The sequence below is a fragment of the Paenibacillus sp. BJ-4 genome (assembly GCF_020404765.1).
In the GTDB taxonomy this organism is placed as follows: domain Bacteria; phylum Bacillota; class Bacilli; order Paenibacillales; family Paenibacillaceae; genus Paenibacillus.
The window spans coordinates 125,200-141,777 of the sequence record NZ_JAIVEM010000088.1; the positions used below are offsets into that span (position 1 = coordinate 125,200).

Sequence of the window (16,578 nt, forward strand, 5' to 3'; positions counted from 1 at the left end):
ATACTGCCCATGTAGTGAAGTGCTTACGAATGTAAGTAGATCGTTTACTTAATTTTATCTTTATTCTCTTTTTCTCTTTCAACCAGCATATCCACGATCATATCAATCTGTCCGGTAATAGCGATCGGATCATAACGATAATACGTATCAAAATCGTTAAAGAATACTCTATTATTCTTCACCGCAGGCAGGTTCCCCCAGACAGCGGATGACTTCAGTTGCTTAAGCGCGTCACCCTTTTTCTCCGGATCATAGGTCGTCAGGAACATATAATCTGCGTCATATTGCGGCAGTACCTCCATCGAAAGCTGTATAGTTTGTTCCTTGGAGTTAGCTGTCTTCTTCGGCATGTTCAGCTTGAGCGCATTGTAGACAGCTTGTCCACCCCGACCCGCATTATCTCCAAATATCCAAAGTGCATTCTTGTCCGTCAGCTCATACAGGCCGAAGGTTGCCTTTTCGTCAATAACGCCTTTAAGACGTGCGCGGCCTTCAGCAGCTTTTTTGTCAAATGCAGCGATAAATTGCTCTGCCTTCTCTTTCTCCCCGGTGATGTCACCGAACAGCTTGACTGTATCGTATATATTAGTCGTCGTTCCGTACGGAATATACAGGGTAGGTGCGATTTTAGACAACGCCTCATAGTTCGTATCCTTCATAACCACGATCAGATCGGGTTTGAGTTCCAGCGTCTTCTCCAAATTGGTCGGGTCGCCGACTTCTTGGGTCCCTTTTTTCTTCAGCAAATCCGTCAGAAAAGGATTTTGAAACGCAGTCGGTTCCACACCCACCACGTTAGCTCCTACGGACAATAATTCCCCACCGTAAAAATCGGTTACAATGCGCTGCGGTTTGACGGGAATTTGAATATCCCCTTTTACCGTTTTAAAGCTTCTCGTCTCAGCCAAAGTTGGCTCTTTCTTATCCCCTGGAGCTGGAGCGGAATTACTTCCATTACTGCTTCCACTGCAAGCGCTAATGAATACAGACAATATAAGTATCAAAGTAGTCAGCATAAAAAATGATTTTTTCTTCAACATATTAGCCCCCTATGTAATATGGAAATAGCCTTATATCAATCATGATAATGATTATCAATATCGTAAGAAATATATCAGGCTGCCTTCCTGCTGTCAACTAAAATTGATAACATAGCCTAACTGGAATAGAGCCGTTTTCACAGTAGGTAAAAGGGAAAAGACCTGCCAAATGTATGACAAGTCTTTTGTGGTGAGGTCTGTCTCAGCGCGCTACAAATTGGGGCTCGGATGTTGAAGGAGACTGTCTGTTGGACGTTGCTTGGCTTTATAATCTTCTCCCCAGTCCTTCATCAGGTTAATAATCGGGATAAGCGTTCTTCCAAATTCAGTTAGGGAGTATTCGACTTTGGGCGGAACCTGTTGGTAAACCTCCCGATGAACTACACCGTCCTCTTCCAGCTCACGTAATTGGAGTGTCAGCATACGCTGTGTAATTCCCGGGCAAATACGCCGAAAATCACTAAACCGCTTTGTTCCATACATCAGATGATATAAAATAACTCCTTTCCACTTGCCCCCAATCACGTCCAGCGTGTACTCTACAGGACAAGCCTGATCATTTCCAGCGGGACATTCCCCAAAGCCGCCCTTCCGATTGCGCATAGGTGATTCTCCCCCCTTGGTATCATTTTGTATACTACAGCACATTAATGTGCGTACTTCAAAAACAATCATGCATATTCTAATATTAAGCATGTAACTCAGTAAGCGTCAATTCCAATCCATATCTATAAGGAGTGTAAAAACAATGGAAACCTTAACAACCACTAAACATCAAATCTTATCCGCATATGAGTTCAGACATGCAACCAAGGAATTTGATCGTCATAAAAAAATTAGCGATTCCGACTTCGATTTTATTCTTGAAACAGGTCGTTTATCCCCGAGTTCATTTGGCTTTGAACCCTGGAAGTTCGTTGTCGTCCAAAGTCAAGCTATGCGCGAGAAGCTGCTGCCTTACTCTTGGGGAGCCCAAAAACAGTTGCCAACAGCAAGCCATTTTGTACTCATTCTCTCCAGACTGCCTAAAGATATGGTAGCCTCATCCGATTACATCAAGGATATGATGGAAAACGTACAGCAATTACCTGCTGAAGTTATGCAAGGCAAAGAGAAAGTATATGACGCCTTCCTGAAATCAGATTTTGAGCTGGAAGAAAATGAAAGAGCGATGTTCGAGTGGGCCTGCCGACAAACCTACATCGCATTGGGTAATATGATGACAGCCGCAGCACAAATCGGAATCGACTCTTGTCCAATCGAAGGCTTTAATAAACAAGAGATCGAACGTATCCTCTCTAAAGAAGGCATCATGGACGCCGAGCATTTCGGTATTTCCTGCATGGTGGCTTTTGGATACCGTCTGAATGAGCCACGCGGAAAAAACCGGCGACCTGTAGATCAAGTTATTGAATGGGTATAACCAGATCAGCCTCATATGGCCGACCATGGAAAGATTATTGAGTATCTCATAAGCGAGTAGTCAAAAAAAGAACCGAAAGCCATATGCTCTCGGTTCTTTTACATATACCTCAAATCCTAAAAGCGATCATTCCAAACGCTTACTGATAGTTCACTTCTTCAGCGAAGTAAATCTGCTTCAAACGATCCTTTACGCGCTGAATTTCCTCTGCTGTTAACGGGGCCGTAGGATCTAGCTTGAAGTTCCTTCCGGTAACATAGCTTACATCCGTGTTCCTATCCAGGTTGTAGGGCATCTTTGGAATCGGATTTCGGGTATAATCGGTAAAATCAATAATGGACCATGCCGCATCCCCATCCTCTTTGGATAAAATAATCCGCTGTGAGGCGTTTTCGGTCCATAGGTAGCGCAGATTGGCTGGTGAATTATTGGAGTCCATCACCGTCTTAATGCCGGAGCCTCTAAACATGAGCGTAAATTCCGTATGATCGTTATTCGATCCAGCTAACGATTCATAAATCTGTTTCAGCCCGTCCACTCCCACAATCTCGACCTCACGGTCAACAGGGAAGTGATTCACAAAGCTATCCCATATTTGAGACATGTTATGGTTTTTGGCAAGCCAGTTGATGTCCAAAATAATGGACATGTAGTTTACCGTATTTAAACGTTGATACGGGTTATCTAAATATTGCTGTGCTATATACAGTTGTGGTGCCGCATCCGTTTCAGTCACATATGGGTCACCTGGATGGAGAGTCCAGCGTGAGGAATTTTTTGTATAGCGTGATCCAATCGGATCAATCGTAATCGAGTTCATAAATACGATACCGCTATTATCTGTAATCCCCTGCGCGGGAACAATCGGATTATCCTTATTGGACCAGTAAGGCATCAAAGGTGAACCCTCACCATACATGTTGTTAACATTATACTGTGTAGCCGACCAACCCATAGCTGAAGTGATTTTAAAATGATCTTTAAGCCATTGGGCCTGCTCAGGATTTACCGTAAAGCCGGTCAATGATTTAGGCAGATATTTCCGATACTGGTCTGTATCCATGCTTTCAAACACCGAAGGTGATCCCAACGAACCGGATTGGTGCAGCTCATTGAGTGCATTATAACGATACATATACAACCACTCGTTCATCCGTGCTTCCCATTCAGGAAGCCCATACAGGTTATTCGGATACCCATCCAAAATCCCCACTTCATCACCATACTGATCCACATATTCCAAAACCTTTTTAAGCTGCGGGCGATTCGTTTCCACAAAAATAAATCTATTTTCCATAGCCCAGGTCACTTTTAGGTTGGGGCCAAAGTGATCCATCAGCAATTGACGTGCCTGCTCAATTTGCTCCACTGTGGTCGTACTGCCCGCATCTTTTCCCTGTAGCATCATTGAGATAGCAAAATATTGCTTTTTGCGTTCTCCCGGTACTACAGTTAACTCGGCATCGGATATGAAGTGAATTCCCTGAGATGGTGACTCAACCTCAATCTTGAATGGAATGACAGAGTTCACTGCAGGAATCAGATGCAGATTCGCAATATGTCCATCCTCGTCAAATATCCCCTTGGGATCCTCTATTCGAAGTTTCAAATCTGACGGCAACAGGCCTGGAGCTATGACCTCTCCCTTTGCATTCTGAAATACATAGGGCATGCTCCAGGTTGCAGGGTCTAAAGTAGTGGCCTGTGAAATGGTATACGTCGCCAAGTATACGGACCTGATTACACTTGGGTCCTCTACTGGAGGAGTCTTCCCTTTCACAATCAGCTTGGTCTGTGCTTTAAGCACATGATAGGGTTTAGCAATTGTGACTTCTATCTCTACCGGAATATAACCGTCAGCAGCAGGAATATTTTCGGGATGTACGATCTTCCCATATTCATCAAACACACCTAATGCATCACTAAAAGTGTAGGTGACACTTGTGACGCTGGCATTGGGAATACTCACCAAGTGTCCTTCCTTGTAGAGATCAAAGGACAGCTGATAAGAAGGATACGTTTCCGGTTGATTTACCAACTCTGGCGCCTTGATGACTACCTCATCCACTACAAAATCCGTCGAATGATCTGGTGGAAGCACAGGTGGTGTCACGGGCGGCTTGGGACTAGGCTCTGGTCGTATAACTGGCGGTTCCGGCTTCGGTTCTGTTGGTGTTACCGGAGATACCGGTGGATCGGGTCTTGGACTATGGCTTTTGGGCTCTTCGATCTCCGGATTCGCACGCTGGTGACTAATTTCCGGCGCCAGGTCGACCACGATCTTCTTCGATTCCGGTGGACTGGCTGGCGGATTCGTCGTTGCAGCTCCATTTCCTAATGACTCCAGCAAACGCTTAGCCCGTTCTCTCAGACCATCACCGCCCAGCCATATCCGATAAGCAACCAATGTAGCATCCTGCCGTCTCACAGACGCTTTGGGATGGAAATAATGATTCGTATCCCCCTCGATCAGTTCCAACCGTTCCATCAGCCATACGCTCGTTTGTGCATAGTTTGAAATATCAGACTGATCCACAAAACTGGATATACCGGAAGCTCGGGTATCTTCAGAAACACCGAAATACCTGGCATACCAAACCGCCATATCCTGACGAGTCATATTGTGCTTTGCACCAAATAACTGGTCACCAATTCCTTTGGTAATGTTCTCTGCCTGCAAGGTCTGCACATAAGGAAGAGCCCAGGGAGACACATCACGAAAAGAAGTAACGTCTTTGCCATTCGATGTTCTTTTTAAGGATTTAGCGAATATGCTAGCCCATTCCTGCCGCGAAATAAAATGAATAGGTCGAAAGCTACCATCCTGATAACCAGTAACATAACCTTGAGCAGCCATAGCCTCAATTGCATCAGCTGCGTAGGAATGTTCAATATCGTTAAAAGCCCTGTCTGCAAAAACAGGCACAGTATGTATACAGAACAACCAGACAGCCAGTAAACCAGCCATGTAATGCCTAATTCGTATTAACTTTTTTTCACATTTCATTACTTTAGATCCTTACACCTCCTCGATAGCACTGAGTCACTTTTGCCTTGCACTCCTGTTTCGATTTTGAAAGTTATTTCTTTTTTTTCAAACGGATTTTCATTTCTATTAACACCAAACTGTATATACTTGAATATCGGTATAACAGCCCTAGGATTGAATAAAGCCAACAAAAAAAGTAGTTTTAGCAATACTGCTCGCACGCTCACTCAGCATGCTTTTAAAGCCGTAATTCCCTATAACTTAACAATGGTTTTCATTGGTAATTAATTTGATCATCACCTTATTCGACTGCTACTTCAATTACGTATACAAATAAAATAAGAGATAACATGATGTATTGCGCTCAGGCATAGGGCGCACAAAATGTTATCTCTTCTTTTGTATGAAGTATATTTATTTTGATTCGATCATCTATTAATCTGTATTGCTGGTACCCTTAAAAACATAATAATAACCCTCTGAAATTCCATCTTGCGGATAAGTTGCAGGATCTTCGCTGGTTACTTGACCTACAAGCTCCCGATTTGTAAACGTGTGAGGTCCTTCCTCTATTAACGCTTCAGCAGACATCCCACTGATAGGTCTCACGGTACTGGACCAGAATGTAACTAAATAGATATCGTCAGCATTAAAATGAAAGCGTCCTTCACTTGGTGTCCCCTCATAAAACAGCTCGGACAAAGAAGTGGCTTCTGACCCTCTCATAAAAATTTGAATATCACTAGTTCCATTCCATCTATGAGGAATCCCGCCTCTGGGATTTACATACTCTACAACCTCAGGCTCCTGATCACGAATAAAATCAGTAACTGTAAATTTGTACACATCATCCGTTATACTTTTGATTACAATTCCAGTTGTTTTTCCCGTTTTATAGCCGGTGAAATCTCCATACACATTTGGAGTTTGGCTTAAAGCGGCAAAAAACCTTTCCTGATCCATATATTCGACTCTTCCAGGTACTGCAGTCAATCTATATGTCTTGCTTTCAGTGCCCTTGTACTTATCCCAAGTATACTCTGTAGCTGCATAAGAGACTCCAACGTTCCAGCCCACAGATGCCACCATGAGAATACCTATCATCAGTACTAATGGCCATTTTTTCAACATCATATCCTCAACCTCTTTTCTCCAAGTACACTCAAATCATTATTAGCATTATAGCTTTTCAACATTTATATTAACAGTTAAATATTAGAAGAAAATAAAATTCAAACATGAATACTTGGATAACGTATGAGTAGAGGGTTAAATTGAGTTGAATGATGCTATTTCCCTGTATTTTGCTGGTCCGTAGCTGCTCTGAGTCGTTTTTCCATTTGTGTAGATACCATAATGTTCAACAAACCCATAAGATTATTTGTCTCATCTCTTGCTTTCTGATAGGCCGCAGCAAAGGCTTTTTCATTCGTAGCGGGATTTTTAATGTCGCTCAGTTTCTTCCACTCCGGCTTAACGCGTTGATCGTACATATCGTACAAACTGATATCTGTCGCTGTCTGTGCAACAGGCATCATAGACTCAAATTCCGAAGCAACCTTAAAGAACCCCAGCGCGTTTTGGACGGTTGGATCAGAGTAATTATGCGTCTTCATCGCATCTTGTAATATGAGCAACCCTTCCTTCGACAAATAGAGAATTTTGACAAGCCCTCTTTCCGTGTTAGAGGTTTCCTCCCACTTCTTATAGGACTCACCGGGAGCAACTCCCCTTGTAAAATAAGTATAGGCCTCATGAATAAATTCATCCGTATTCAGGTGAATCGGCTCTCCTGTGTATAAATTGACGACAGAGTCACTGTAATTTGCAATGTTTATATGCTTTCCAGTTGGATCGGAAACCCGCCGAATCGGATGATCCGAAATTCGTACCAGTCCGTAACGATCCACAAAGGTAAGAAGCTGTTCCTGCGTCGTATTTAGCCTCATTTCTCCTGCTTGCTGCTCGGGCTTTGTTTCCTCTTTAGCCACGTCTGAGTAGGTTTTTGTTTCGGCTTTTGCAGCTTTGTCCGTTGTACTGCTCGCCGTGGCGTCTACACTTGTCTGTCCCGTAGCATCAAGATCCACCTTAGGGGTCTGTGTAGCTGTGGCAGCTGTAGACGTAGCAGTAGTCGCTCCGGTCGTAGCTTCTCCTTCACTTTTTGCTTGGGGTCACCACATGCTGCCAGCATGGCAGTCAAACTAATTACAGCAGTCATCCATATAATGTACTTCTTCGCCCTCATCCGATGTCTTCCTCATTTCTTATGTATCATTCTGTTATCCATACCTACAATAGACTCAGGTTCATCTTTTATCTTCGTAGTCCAATTGTATCTTCAATATTATGGAATTCATCTTATCAGAAATAAAAATGAGGGCATACTGGACCATACTCCTGATTATGTTTGGTTGTTTTCTATAGTAATTCGTTGTTTCCAGCATTTAAGACATGTTTATCGCCCTGAAAATAGGCAAATTTCCTACTTGTGTTTATGTTCATTTGAAGTCCCACGGTCTGACCTTTAGTATATATAATACACTAGGCATTATAAAGGAAGGGTGAACATATCTATGTTCAAGAAAATGGATATCTACCGAATCTTCACTTTAATATTTGCTGCAGTTGTCATGATCTCATCATCTTTATCACTCGCATATCCAGACACCTATAGGGACTCATACAAAATCTCACAATTTTTTCTAGGGTTTATGTTTCTATTTTCTGGAATTTCAGAGTTTAAGGCTAATCGTAAGAGTATGGCAATAATCAACTTCTCAGTTTCCCTTTTCACTTTTTTTGTATTTATATTTACACTTGTAGTGCGAACAGGATAACCACACAATTCTACACTTCAGTAACAACCTTTCCATAGCCCCATCCCTTGTAAAAGAAAAGCCGAGCGAACTCAGGATTATCTGAATTGCGCTCGGCAAATACGACATTTTTAGGAACCTATTCGTTTCCCTCTAAATCTTCAATTCTCTGCCGCTTTCCTATACCAAAGACAAAATATCCAACAATGACGAGCGCCATAAATGATGCCCCTACAATCAATGACAAGCGTGTGTCTGGATTAAACCACATCCCGACGATCACTAGTAATAAAAAGATAATGGTGATGTAATTGCTGATTGGGAAAAAACGAGACTTAAAGGTGTGATCTTTCATTTCGCTTTTCCACTTTTTCCTGAATTTAAATTGGCTGATTGCCAATGCAAACCACGGTACCATGCCTGGAAGAACACTGGCGCTGTAAATGTACAGAAACAGTTTGGAATCAGGTAATAAGTAATTAAAAAGCACTCCGATCAACAGCAAGGAAATCGTCGTAATAATGCTATTTCTAGGCACTCCGCTTTGGGAAACTTTCCCAAAAAACTTAGGAGCTTGTCCATTTTTAGCCAATGTATACAACATTCTTCCCGCACTATAAATACCACTGTTGCAACCTGACATCGCTGCTGTAAGAACAACAAAGTTAATGATGCCGGCAGCCGCTACAATCCCTACTTTGGCAAAGGTCAGAACAAAAGGACTGCCGATCTCGCCAATCTGGTTCCAAGGGTAAATCGTAACAATGACAAAAATCGCACCCACGTAAAAAATCAGAATACGCCAGATAATGTTTTTAATGGCTTTTCGCAGTGTCATTTTCGGATTTTCGGCTTCACCCGCCGTAATGCCCACCATCTCTATACCTTGATAAGCCGCCGTTACAATGCACAGTGCGAATAGAAAGCCTTTTAAACCGCCTGCAAAAAAACCGCCATGGGAGAATAGATTGGAGAGACCAATCGGTTGTCCACCATTACCAAAGCCGAAGAAGATCAGGCCCGTGCCAACAATCAGCATAAAGATAATGGCGACGATCTTAATCATGGCAAACCAAAACTCAAATTCCCCATAAAACTTTACAGCCGCCAAATTGGCTAACGCGATAATAACTACACCTGCCAAGGCTGGTAGCCATTGCGGAATGTCCGGAAACCAATAACCCACGTACACCCCAATCGCAGTTACCTCCGCCATTCCAACCGTAACCCATAAGAACCAATAGCTCCAAGCGGTCAAAAACCCGGCCAAAGGGCTGATATACTTATGAGCAAAAGTAGCAAATGAGCCCGTCACCGGCTCGAGAATCAGCATTTCCCCCATGATCCGCATGATAAAAAACATAATAATTCCAGCTAAGAGATACGCCAGCAGCACAGAGGGACCCGCCCATTTTATCGTACTTGCCGATCCCATAAACAGGCCAACGCCAATTGTTCCTCCAAGCGCAATCAGCTCAACGTGCCGTGGCTTTAGCCCTCTCGTTAATTGTTTCGATTCCAATAGAACGCTCCCCTTTGTAAATGTTTATCATCAAACGTTAATGATCCGGAAAACTGTCCCCAAACATTATTAATTTTTTGAACTGACGCAGTCCTGCTCGAACGACTACAAAATAGTTCCACGATTCGTAAATTAACAAAGAGACCACGCCCTACTTACCGTCCAAACCTTATTGTTTCTAAGACCGAGTCCGTAGCATTAGGTGAATTGTATGACAAAAAACGCCTAAATACAACTGCTAATTAGTAGACATATTTAGGGATGATATGGAAAGGAAGGAGATTCTTTTTTTCTGAACATTGGTCAATTTAATTTAATGCATTAAATCAGGAAAATGTATCGAAGTGTACATAATTTTCAATGATAAATATCACGAAATCAAGCCCTGTTAAAGAGTACATATAAACATGAATTCCGAATGAGAGAGCAATATTTCAAACATCACCTTGTGATATAACTAAGCATAAATTCCAAACAAGGAGATGAAGGTATGAGTAATTTAAGATGAGGTGCTGCATTTACAATCGGTGCTGACTTAAATGTCCTTAACGGTATTCATGATTTTTATGCGACATTGGATGAAGCCCTTCGGGAACGTACAGGAGATCATCGGTTTGATATTCTCGTCAATAACGCTGGAATCGGCCAAATTGTAACCCTGGAGGAGACAACGGAGGAATCTTTTGACGAAGTCATGAACATTAATATCAAAGCACCGCTTTTTGTTACCCAGCAAGCTTTGCCGCGTCTGAAAGATGGAGGTCGCATTATCAATATCTCATCGTTTGTTACACGTGTGGCCTCCCCTAGTGTTTTCGCCTACAGCATGTCGAAGGGTGCAATCGACACACTTACGCACATCTTGGCTCAGCAACTGGGGAGCCGTAATATTACGGTGAACGCCATCCAGCCTGGTATCATTAATACAGAGATGAATGACGAGACGTTAAAAGATCCCAATGGGCAAAAATTTGCCGCCGGCCTTTCAACCTTCAAAAGGTGGGGAGAGTCTGAGGATGTTGCGGATATTGCTGCCTTTCTTGCCTCATCAGACAGCCGTTGGGTAATCGGTCAATTGAAAGCATTTCAATCTTCCCTTTTACTTTTTCTTCAGAAAATAGATATTTCCCTAACATTTTTTTCTTTCACTTTTGAATGCCTCCTATATTCTTCATTCGACGCTTTAAACCCGTTCACAGGCTTGAATTTCACGGTCCGGCTATTGTCCGCCCTTATATCGAATCTCATTAATCCTGGCAGTCTTGCCCGTTAAAACACTTAAGCATCCCAATAAACGCTTCAAGTTTGGAATCCTCCCATGTTGAAATGCGTTTATAAAATTCATTTTCTTTTTCTTTTAAAGCATCCAGAGCTTTTTCACGCCCAAACATTGTCAGGGAAATCAACACTCCCCGGCGATCTTCAGGGTGAGTTTCACTTTTCACATAATTCAAGCGCTTAAGCTGAGTGACAAGCCGAGTAACAGAGCTTCGATCCATAGCGGTGGATTCCGCCAAAAATGTAGCGCTTGCCGGACCATATGAAAGGAGACAACGTACAATCAGAAAAGCTGCAGGTTGTAAGGCTGGATCGAAAAGTGCTGCAGTTCTTACATTAAGTGCATGTGATGCACTTATAAGTGCATTGAGCTGCTCACCAAGATTCAGCTCTAATTGCACTCTTGAAGAATTTTGATCATGAATTTTATTTTCCATTGGGCTTTCACCTCATTATTGATTGGTTTAAAATGATTGACATATATCAATTAAAAAACATATAATTGATATATGTCAATCATATTTATAGTTTTGATAGGTGTCAAGTAGAAAAGATACAGTATAGAGCATAGACATGTGATTTATGAATGTAATTATTATAAGAATTTTAAGGAGGTATTTATATGTCGACATATCCGATTGTTGTAATTACTGGTGCTACGAGCGGTCTTGGACAATTGACAGCAATTGAATTAGCCAAAAGCGGGGCACATCTGGTATTAACATCCAGAAATAAACAACGAGCTGAAATAACTAAAAATATTCTAAAAGACCTTGCACCAAATGCGAAAGTAAACTTCTTTTTCGGAGACCTGTCTCTTATGAAAGATGTCAAACGTATTGGAAATGAAATTAAAGCTAATTATCCAAAGATTGATGTATTAGTGAACAATGCAGGATTACATGGATTTGAACAGCGAATAACGTGCGAGGGATATGCAGAAATGATAGCCGTAAACTATCTTGGCCCGTGGCTGTTAACACACACCTTACTCCAGCCATTAATGGATTCAAAAAATGCAAGGATCGTCAATGTTGCTTCTGAAGCATCCCGTAACCATGGTGAACTTAAATTGCCAGAGGATTTAACAGATACATCCGCCTTTACTGCAAGAGGTTCATCTAGGATTTACGGAAAGACTAAACTTCTTAATATTATGTTTACGGAAGAGCTTGCACGTCAGTTGGATGGAACAGGAGTCGCTGTTAACGCACTTAATCCAGGGTTTAACGTTACCGGCCTTGGCCGTGAGTTAGGATTTTCTTCGGTACTTGCAAAAATATTGAAAGCTTTGCATATCGGAGATCCGCGAAAAGGAGCGGACATTATTATTCGTTTAGCTACAGAATCTCAATATCAAAAAGTGACAGGTGGATATTTTAATGTTGGTACTGGAAAGCCCATAGTACCGGTACATCCTGGCGGGGATATCAACATGCAACGCCAACTATGGAGTGCTACTAAAGAATTATTACAGCAAAAAGGGATGATGTAATGGGTCATTTTGTAAACTAAATCTCTCTTTTAACCGATAAATACATATGCTGGGTTTTAAGTACGGCTGTACATTTTTCCTAAAAGGGGGCTTTCTGTGAACTATCTAGACGAGCATATTCTTAGCCTTAAAGCTAAAATGATGGATCAGACGACAGCTAATAACGATGATTTAAAATCCATTCCAGCTCAAACTCAGGAATCAGAGCAGAATGGTTTCATGTCTGAAGACAATAAGCTCTTTCATATTCAAAATGAACACCTCGCGTTAGAGCTAAGAACGATACTAGATGGAGAAATCGGATTCTATATTCCCAAATCCTTTATTCCTATGCCGATGGAGCAAGCTGCAATTAAATACCCTTCGGAGCATCGTCCAAAGGATATTTATACCTCAGCAGAGGGTACGATTAATATCAGTTTTAATCCTACGGATTCGTTTTTAGAAGTGGACGAGCTTTCCGAATTCGTGGAGCAAATGGCAGATGTTTTACGATCAGTACAACCCATCCGCAACTGTTTAGGGACGGACATGATCATCAATCATTCCGGGCTTTCAATCGGACGGATTCGTTTTGTAGCAGCGGGGATTGACGGTAATCTATACAACGAATTGCTGCTTTTCATCCAAAAGGGGCGAGTTGTAATAGGCTCCTTTAGCTGTCTGGAAGCAGAACTCGAAGCGTGGTTACCTGTAGCGGAATATTGGGGCCAATCTCTTTGTATCCTTACGCCCTCCCCCTATCCTGCAAATGAGAAAGGAATGATGTCATAATGAGCCTGGGATACGATCAAATTCAAATTCACCCTTATGACCAAATCGATCTGGAGCAGCTTACCTTAACGAAAAAATTGAACGAGCATACCCGACTTTATTTTACGGGTGTGATTCCTGAGGACTTGCAGGACAGCTATGTGGAAGCTACAGAAAAAAATACTGTGATTGAGGTGAGCCAACGAGATGAATCTGGCGCCAGCAAGCCGCTATTCAGCGGGATTGCCCTCTCAGTCGAGGTAAAAGTCGTGCGGGGTGTGTACTATCTGGAGGTGGAAGCTATTTCCCATACTTACCGGATGGACATTAAGCAGCGCACCCGTTCTTTTCAATATACGAAGATGACGATTCCTCAAATGCTGGAGCACATAGGTAAGGATTATGAAGGGCTAGATGTCATTGACGGAGCTACTGGCGGAGAAGCCATCGGACGGATTGCCATTCAGTATCAGGAGACAGACTGGGCATTCTTGAGACGCATAGCCTCACGCTATCACACGAGTCTGATGCCTGTAGCCCGTTTTGACAGTCCCAAGTTTTATTTTGGTATTGAAGAGAGCCCCGCGCAGGCGGTGCTGGATCATACCCGCTATACGGTGCGTAAGCAGTTGCTGCCTTTTCGTTATTTTCAGGAGAATGAGCAGGCCAAGCTGAGTGAGCATGATTTTATTTTTTATGAGGTAGAAACGGATGAGGTGCTAGACTTAGGCGCTCAGTTAAATTTTCAGGGGCATAACTTGTATGTGATGGAGGCCTATACCGCAATGAGTCAAGGACTGCTACGGCATCAATATGTGCTGGGTTCCTACCAGGGATTTCGGCAAAAAAGCTACTACCAGGATAAGCTGGCAGGTGCCTCTTTAAGCGGTGTTGTACTGGACGTCCGTCAGGATCAGGTACGTATCCATCTGGATTGTGATGAACAGCAGGATGCGAGCAAAGCGCATTGGTTCAACTATTCAACCGTGTACAGTGGCGGTGGTCACACTGGCTGGTACGTTATGCCTGAAAGGGGCGACTCGGTTTCCCTTTATTTCCCCGGCAGTCGGGAAGAAGACGGCGTGGCAGGCAGTGCGGTAAGACGCGCAGATCGCAGGAGTACACATAACCATTTTTCCAATCCGCAAATGAAAATATGGCGGACCCCACACGGCAAGGAAATTCGGCTGGGGCCGGATGAACTGGTCGTTACAGGCAAGGACGGCGCTATTTATATCAAGCTGGACGATAAAGAAGGCATTCATATCACGAGCAGCAAGCAAGTGAATATTTCAGCAGGAGGCAATCTCAGCCTGTCTGCAGGTAAAACGATGAGCCTGTCCGCAGGTAGTCAGCTCCGTATGGATTGCAACGGCAGTCATATTGAATTAAGCGGTTCGGCGGACATGAAGGGCAGCGAAGTGAAGTCGAATTAAGGATGATTAAAAATGGAAAAGCAAACAAATGTGTTAGATCAGCAACAAGCGATTCTTCTTCAGGCATGGTCACTCATTCGCCGAGAATGGGCATTGAAGTGTAGAGCCACACAAGGGCAACGACTACAGCCTATAGTGGAACATTTTCGCACCTTTTGTCAGTTCATTCGGCAAAAGCAGCTAGAAGGTCTTAAAGGCAGCCTCGGTTATATCACCTATTCCATGCTGCGCACCACATGGCTTGAACAAAAGCCTGTTTATCTGGTCGAGGCTACGGATGCTTTATGGATGCTTGATGCTGAACCCATTTCGTTGGAGTACGATGCTGGTTGGGTCTTTTCCTATTGGACTCATTTACGTGAACAACTTTTGACAGAAGCGTTGAAGCGGCAGGTACCTCTTGCCGAGCTTGAATTAGAACAGATCATGCTGGAAGCAGCGGGATATCTTCATACCATGATCGTTAGTCTCATACGGCAGGCTATGAAGCAAGCCGTTGCTTTACCAGAGTTTCAGACGCTGGATCGTGAAGAAGCATTCGAGATTCGTGTCGGAGAGTATATGGATCACAGTGTGTCTGTGTACCGGGAAGATCGCAGACCAATGGATGCGAACGTCATAAAGTCCTGGCTGGAGGAAAAAGAAGAATGGGCCTATAGCTACCAAGCGTTGACCCAAGTCGATCTATCCGGTGGAGATTACAGCTCCTTGGATTTTCGCTATACAGCCTTTCGCCAAATCAGGATGAAACATAGTCGATTGCATAGCTGCATTCTCGCAGGAACCGTGTGGCAAGAAGCTCAGCTGGAAGGAACCGACTTTTCGTACAGCCTGCTTCATGGAGCCGATTTTAGCGATTGCTCCCTGCAAGAGGCTGTACTGGACGCCGTTTCAGGGAATCGTGGATATGGTGGTTCAGATGCTTGGCTGGATTGGGAGCCGTTAGGATGGGATGGAGTAGATTTTACAAGAGCGAGCTTACAGGGAGCCAGCTTTCAACATGCTCAGCTTGAGGGGGCAGTTTTCCAAGATAGCTCACTGCAAGGAGCTTCATTTATCGGAGCGGATCTGACAGACGCCTGCTTTGTGGGAGCCGATATCACTGGCGCTTCGTTTACAGGTGCTTGTTTAGCAAGAGCTGATTTTACTGGGGCGAAGGTCAACCGGGTAAGCTTTACGGAGGAACAGCTTAACGATGCTATTGGCCTCGCTGCTGAGGAAATGCCCCCTGCATCCCCTTCTCATCCTAAGGCTACAGGTGACAGATACGGTGGGTAAAGGAGGCCGGATGCAATGAGATATTTTCGACTTATGGTGGATGAACGTGTCAAGCATCGGGTGGAGCCTGCTTCCCTGTCTCCGTTGCAGGTAGAGGATATCCTTTCGGATCGCAGAACTCAGGCGGAGGACACTCCCCTGTTTTTAGCTGTACATACAGATTCACGAACCGTATATCCGGATTTTCTGGAGTTTCCTTTGCCCCTGGTGTCAGATTCGATGAAAGCACTGTTGGAAAAACATATGCCGGAACTGGAATGGAAGGCCGCTATACTTACTGATTTTCAGCAAGCCAGGCAGGATGTGTACTGGGTACTGCGTCCCCCTGTGGTAGATTGTCTTTCCTCAAGAACCGAGTGGTATCCCGACCATACTCTAAAGCATTTGGTACTTAGACACGAAAAAATCGAGCCCTCTATATTTCGGATTGCCGGTTTAATGGAAGCTCATATCTATATCGATCTCGCCGTGGCGGAAAGTCTGCTGCGCCGTCCATTTACAGGTGTTCGAGTGCAAAAATTAGAGATGGCAGCAAAGGAGGAATAATC

Annotated in this window: 15 protein-coding genes and 1 pseudogene; 8 read left to right on the top strand and 8 right to left on the bottom strand. The window is 43.5% G+C overall.

Annotated elements, in window-relative coordinates:
- Positions 1-44 precede the first annotated feature (44 nt).
- Together LCF57_RS15355 and LCF57_RS15360 are read right to left on the bottom strand one after the other, a co-directional pair.
- Positions 45-1,040: an ABC transporter substrate-binding protein gene (locus LCF57_RS15355; RefSeq protein ID WP_226001475.1), complete on the bottom strand. Its 996-nt coding sequence runs from the start codon at positions 1,038-1,040 to the stop codon at positions 45-47.
- A gap of 210 nt (positions 1,041-1,250) precedes the next feature.
- Positions 1,251-1,643, bottom strand: a complete 393-nt coding sequence (locus tag LCF57_RS15360; protein ID WP_226001476.1) for a winged helix-turn-helix transcriptional regulator — start codon at positions 1,641-1,643, stop codon at positions 1,251-1,253.
- Between the two features lie 145 nt (positions 1,644-1,788).
- Between LCF57_RS15360 and LCF57_RS15365 the strand changes: the two genes are divergently transcribed.
- Positions 1,789-2,463 (top strand): NAD(P)H-dependent oxidoreductase, encoded by a 675-nt coding sequence (locus tag LCF57_RS15365; protein ID WP_226001477.1) that lies wholly within the window; start codon positions 1,789-1,791, stop codon positions 2,461-2,463.
- 139 nt (positions 2,464-2,602) lie between these two features.
- Here LCF57_RS15365 and LCF57_RS15370 read toward each other — a convergent pair whose 3' ends face one another.
- The 4 genes from LCF57_RS15370 to LCF57_RS15385 form a co-directional block, all read right to left on the bottom strand.
- Positions 2,603-5,470, bottom strand: a complete 2,868-nt coding sequence (locus LCF57_RS15370; RefSeq protein WP_226001478.1) for an S-layer homology domain-containing protein — start codon at positions 5,468-5,470, stop codon at positions 2,603-2,605.
- A gap of 417 nt (positions 5,471-5,887) precedes the next feature.
- A complete protein-coding gene (locus LCF57_RS15375) occupies positions 5,888-6,586 on the bottom strand; it encodes a hypothetical protein (RefSeq protein WP_226001479.1) in 699 nt (232 codons plus the stop codon).
- A 155-nt stretch (positions 6,587-6,741) separates the two neighbouring features.
- Positions 6,742-7,539, bottom strand: a complete 798-nt coding sequence (locus LCF57_RS15380; protein WP_226001480.1) for a hypothetical protein — start codon at positions 7,537-7,539, stop codon at positions 6,742-6,744.
- Positions 7,506-7,697 carry a hypothetical protein gene (locus LCF57_RS15385; protein ID WP_226001481.1) on the bottom strand — a complete coding sequence of 64 codons (192 nt, stop codon included), beginning with the start codon at positions 7,695-7,697 and terminating at the stop codon, positions 7,506-7,508. Before LCF57_RS15385 ends, LCF57_RS15380 begins: the two co-directional genes overlap by 34 nt.
- 385 nt (positions 7,698-8,082) lie before the next feature.
- On the opposite strand from LCF57_RS15385, the gene LCF57_RS15390 reads away from it, so the two are divergent.
- The gene (locus LCF57_RS15390) at positions 8,083-8,289 is read left to right on the top strand and encodes a YczI family protein (protein ID WP_226001589.1); all 207 of its coding nucleotides are present in this window, start codon (positions 8,083-8,085) and stop codon (positions 8,287-8,289) included.
- Between the two features lie 118 nt (positions 8,290-8,407).
- On the opposite strand, the gene LCF57_RS15395 is transcribed toward LCF57_RS15390, so the two are convergent.
- Positions 8,408-9,790, bottom strand: a complete 1,383-nt coding sequence (locus LCF57_RS15395) for an amino acid permease (RefSeq protein WP_226001482.1) — start codon at positions 9,788-9,790, stop codon at positions 8,408-8,410.
- A gap of 508 nt (positions 9,791-10,298) precedes the next feature.
- Between LCF57_RS15395 and LCF57_RS15400 the strand changes: the two are divergent.
- Positions 10,299-10,868 (top strand): annotated as a pseudogene (locus tag LCF57_RS15400) (SDR family oxidoreductase); the annotation flags it as partial.
- A gap of 169 nt (positions 10,869-11,037) precedes the next feature.
- Here LCF57_RS15400 and LCF57_RS15405 read toward each other — a convergent pair.
- Positions 11,038-11,505, bottom strand: a complete 468-nt coding sequence (locus LCF57_RS15405; RefSeq protein WP_226001483.1) for a MarR family winged helix-turn-helix transcriptional regulator — start codon at positions 11,503-11,505, stop codon at positions 11,038-11,040.
- Positions 11,506-11,690: 185 nt separating this feature from the next.
- Between LCF57_RS15405 and LCF57_RS15410 the strand changes: the two genes are divergently transcribed.
- From LCF57_RS15410 to LCF57_RS15430, 5 genes are all read left to right on the top strand, one after another.
- Positions 11,691-12,563 carry an SDR family NAD(P)-dependent oxidoreductase gene (locus LCF57_RS15410; protein ID WP_226001484.1) on the top strand — a complete coding sequence of 291 codons (873 nt, stop codon included), beginning with the start codon at positions 11,691-11,693 and terminating at the stop codon, positions 12,561-12,563.
- 96 nt (positions 12,564-12,659) lie between these two features.
- Entirely contained in the window at positions 12,660-13,337 is a 678-nt protein-coding gene (locus LCF57_RS15415; protein ID WP_226001485.1) for a hypothetical protein, read from the top strand.
- On the top strand, positions 13,337-14,752 hold the full coding sequence (locus LCF57_RS15420) for a phage baseplate assembly protein V (protein ID WP_226001486.1): 1,416 nt from the start codon (positions 13,337-13,339) through the stop codon (positions 14,750-14,752). Before LCF57_RS15415 ends, LCF57_RS15420 begins: the two co-directional genes overlap by 1 nt.
- A gap of 12 nt (positions 14,753-14,764) precedes the next feature.
- Positions 14,765-16,030: a pentapeptide repeat-containing protein gene (locus LCF57_RS15425; protein WP_226001487.1), complete on the top strand. Its 1,266-nt coding sequence runs from the start codon at positions 14,765-14,767 to the stop codon at positions 16,028-16,030.
- A 15-nt stretch (positions 16,031-16,045) separates the two neighbouring features.
- Positions 16,046-16,576, top strand: coding sequence for a hypothetical protein (locus tag LCF57_RS15430; RefSeq protein ID WP_226001488.1), 531 nt, complete (start codon positions 16,046-16,048; stop codon positions 16,574-16,576).
- The last annotated feature ends 2 nt before the right edge of the window (positions 16,577-16,578 follow it).

Excerpts from the sequence above, each read along its gene's own strand:
- LCF57_RS15355 (WP_226001475.1), bottom strand. The coding sequence starts at position 1,040 with ATGTTGAAGAAAAAATCATTTTTTATGCTGACTACTTTGATACTTATA.
- LCF57_RS15360 (WP_226001476.1), bottom strand. The coding sequence starts at position 1,643 with ATGCGCAATCGGAAGGGCGGCTTTGGGGAATGTCCCGCTGGAAATGAT.
- LCF57_RS15365 (WP_226001477.1), top strand. The coding sequence starts at position 1,789 with ATGGAAACCTTAACAACCACTAAACATCAAATCTTATCCGCATATGAG.
- LCF57_RS15370 (WP_226001478.1), bottom strand. The coding sequence starts at position 5,470 with ATGAAATGTGAAAAAAAGTTAATACGAATTAGGCATTACATGGCTGGT.
- LCF57_RS15375 (WP_226001479.1), bottom strand. The coding sequence starts at position 6,586 with ATGATGTTGAAAAAATGGCCATTAGTACTGATGATAGGTATTCTCATG.
- LCF57_RS15385 (WP_226001481.1), bottom strand. The coding sequence starts at position 7,697 with ATGAGGGCGAAGAAGTACATTATATGGATGACTGCTGTAATTAGTTTG.
- LCF57_RS15390 (WP_226001589.1), top strand. The coding sequence starts at position 8,083 with ATGATCTCATCATCTTTATCACTCGCATATCCAGACACCTATAGGGAC.
- LCF57_RS15405 (WP_226001483.1), bottom strand. The coding sequence starts at position 11,505 with ATGGAAAATAAAATTCATGATCAAAATTCTTCAAGAGTGCAATTAGAG.
- LCF57_RS15410 (WP_226001484.1), top strand. The coding sequence starts at position 11,691 with ATGTCGACATATCCGATTGTTGTAATTACTGGTGCTACGAGCGGTCTT.
- LCF57_RS15420 (WP_226001486.1), top strand. The coding sequence starts at position 13,337 with ATGAGCCTGGGATACGATCAAATTCAAATTCACCCTTATGACCAAATC.
- LCF57_RS15425 (WP_226001487.1), top strand. The coding sequence starts at position 14,765 with ATGGAAAAGCAAACAAATGTGTTAGATCAGCAACAAGCGATTCTTCTT.
- LCF57_RS15430 (WP_226001488.1), top strand. The coding sequence starts at position 16,046 with ATGAGATATTTTCGACTTATGGTGGATGAACGTGTCAAGCATCGGGTG.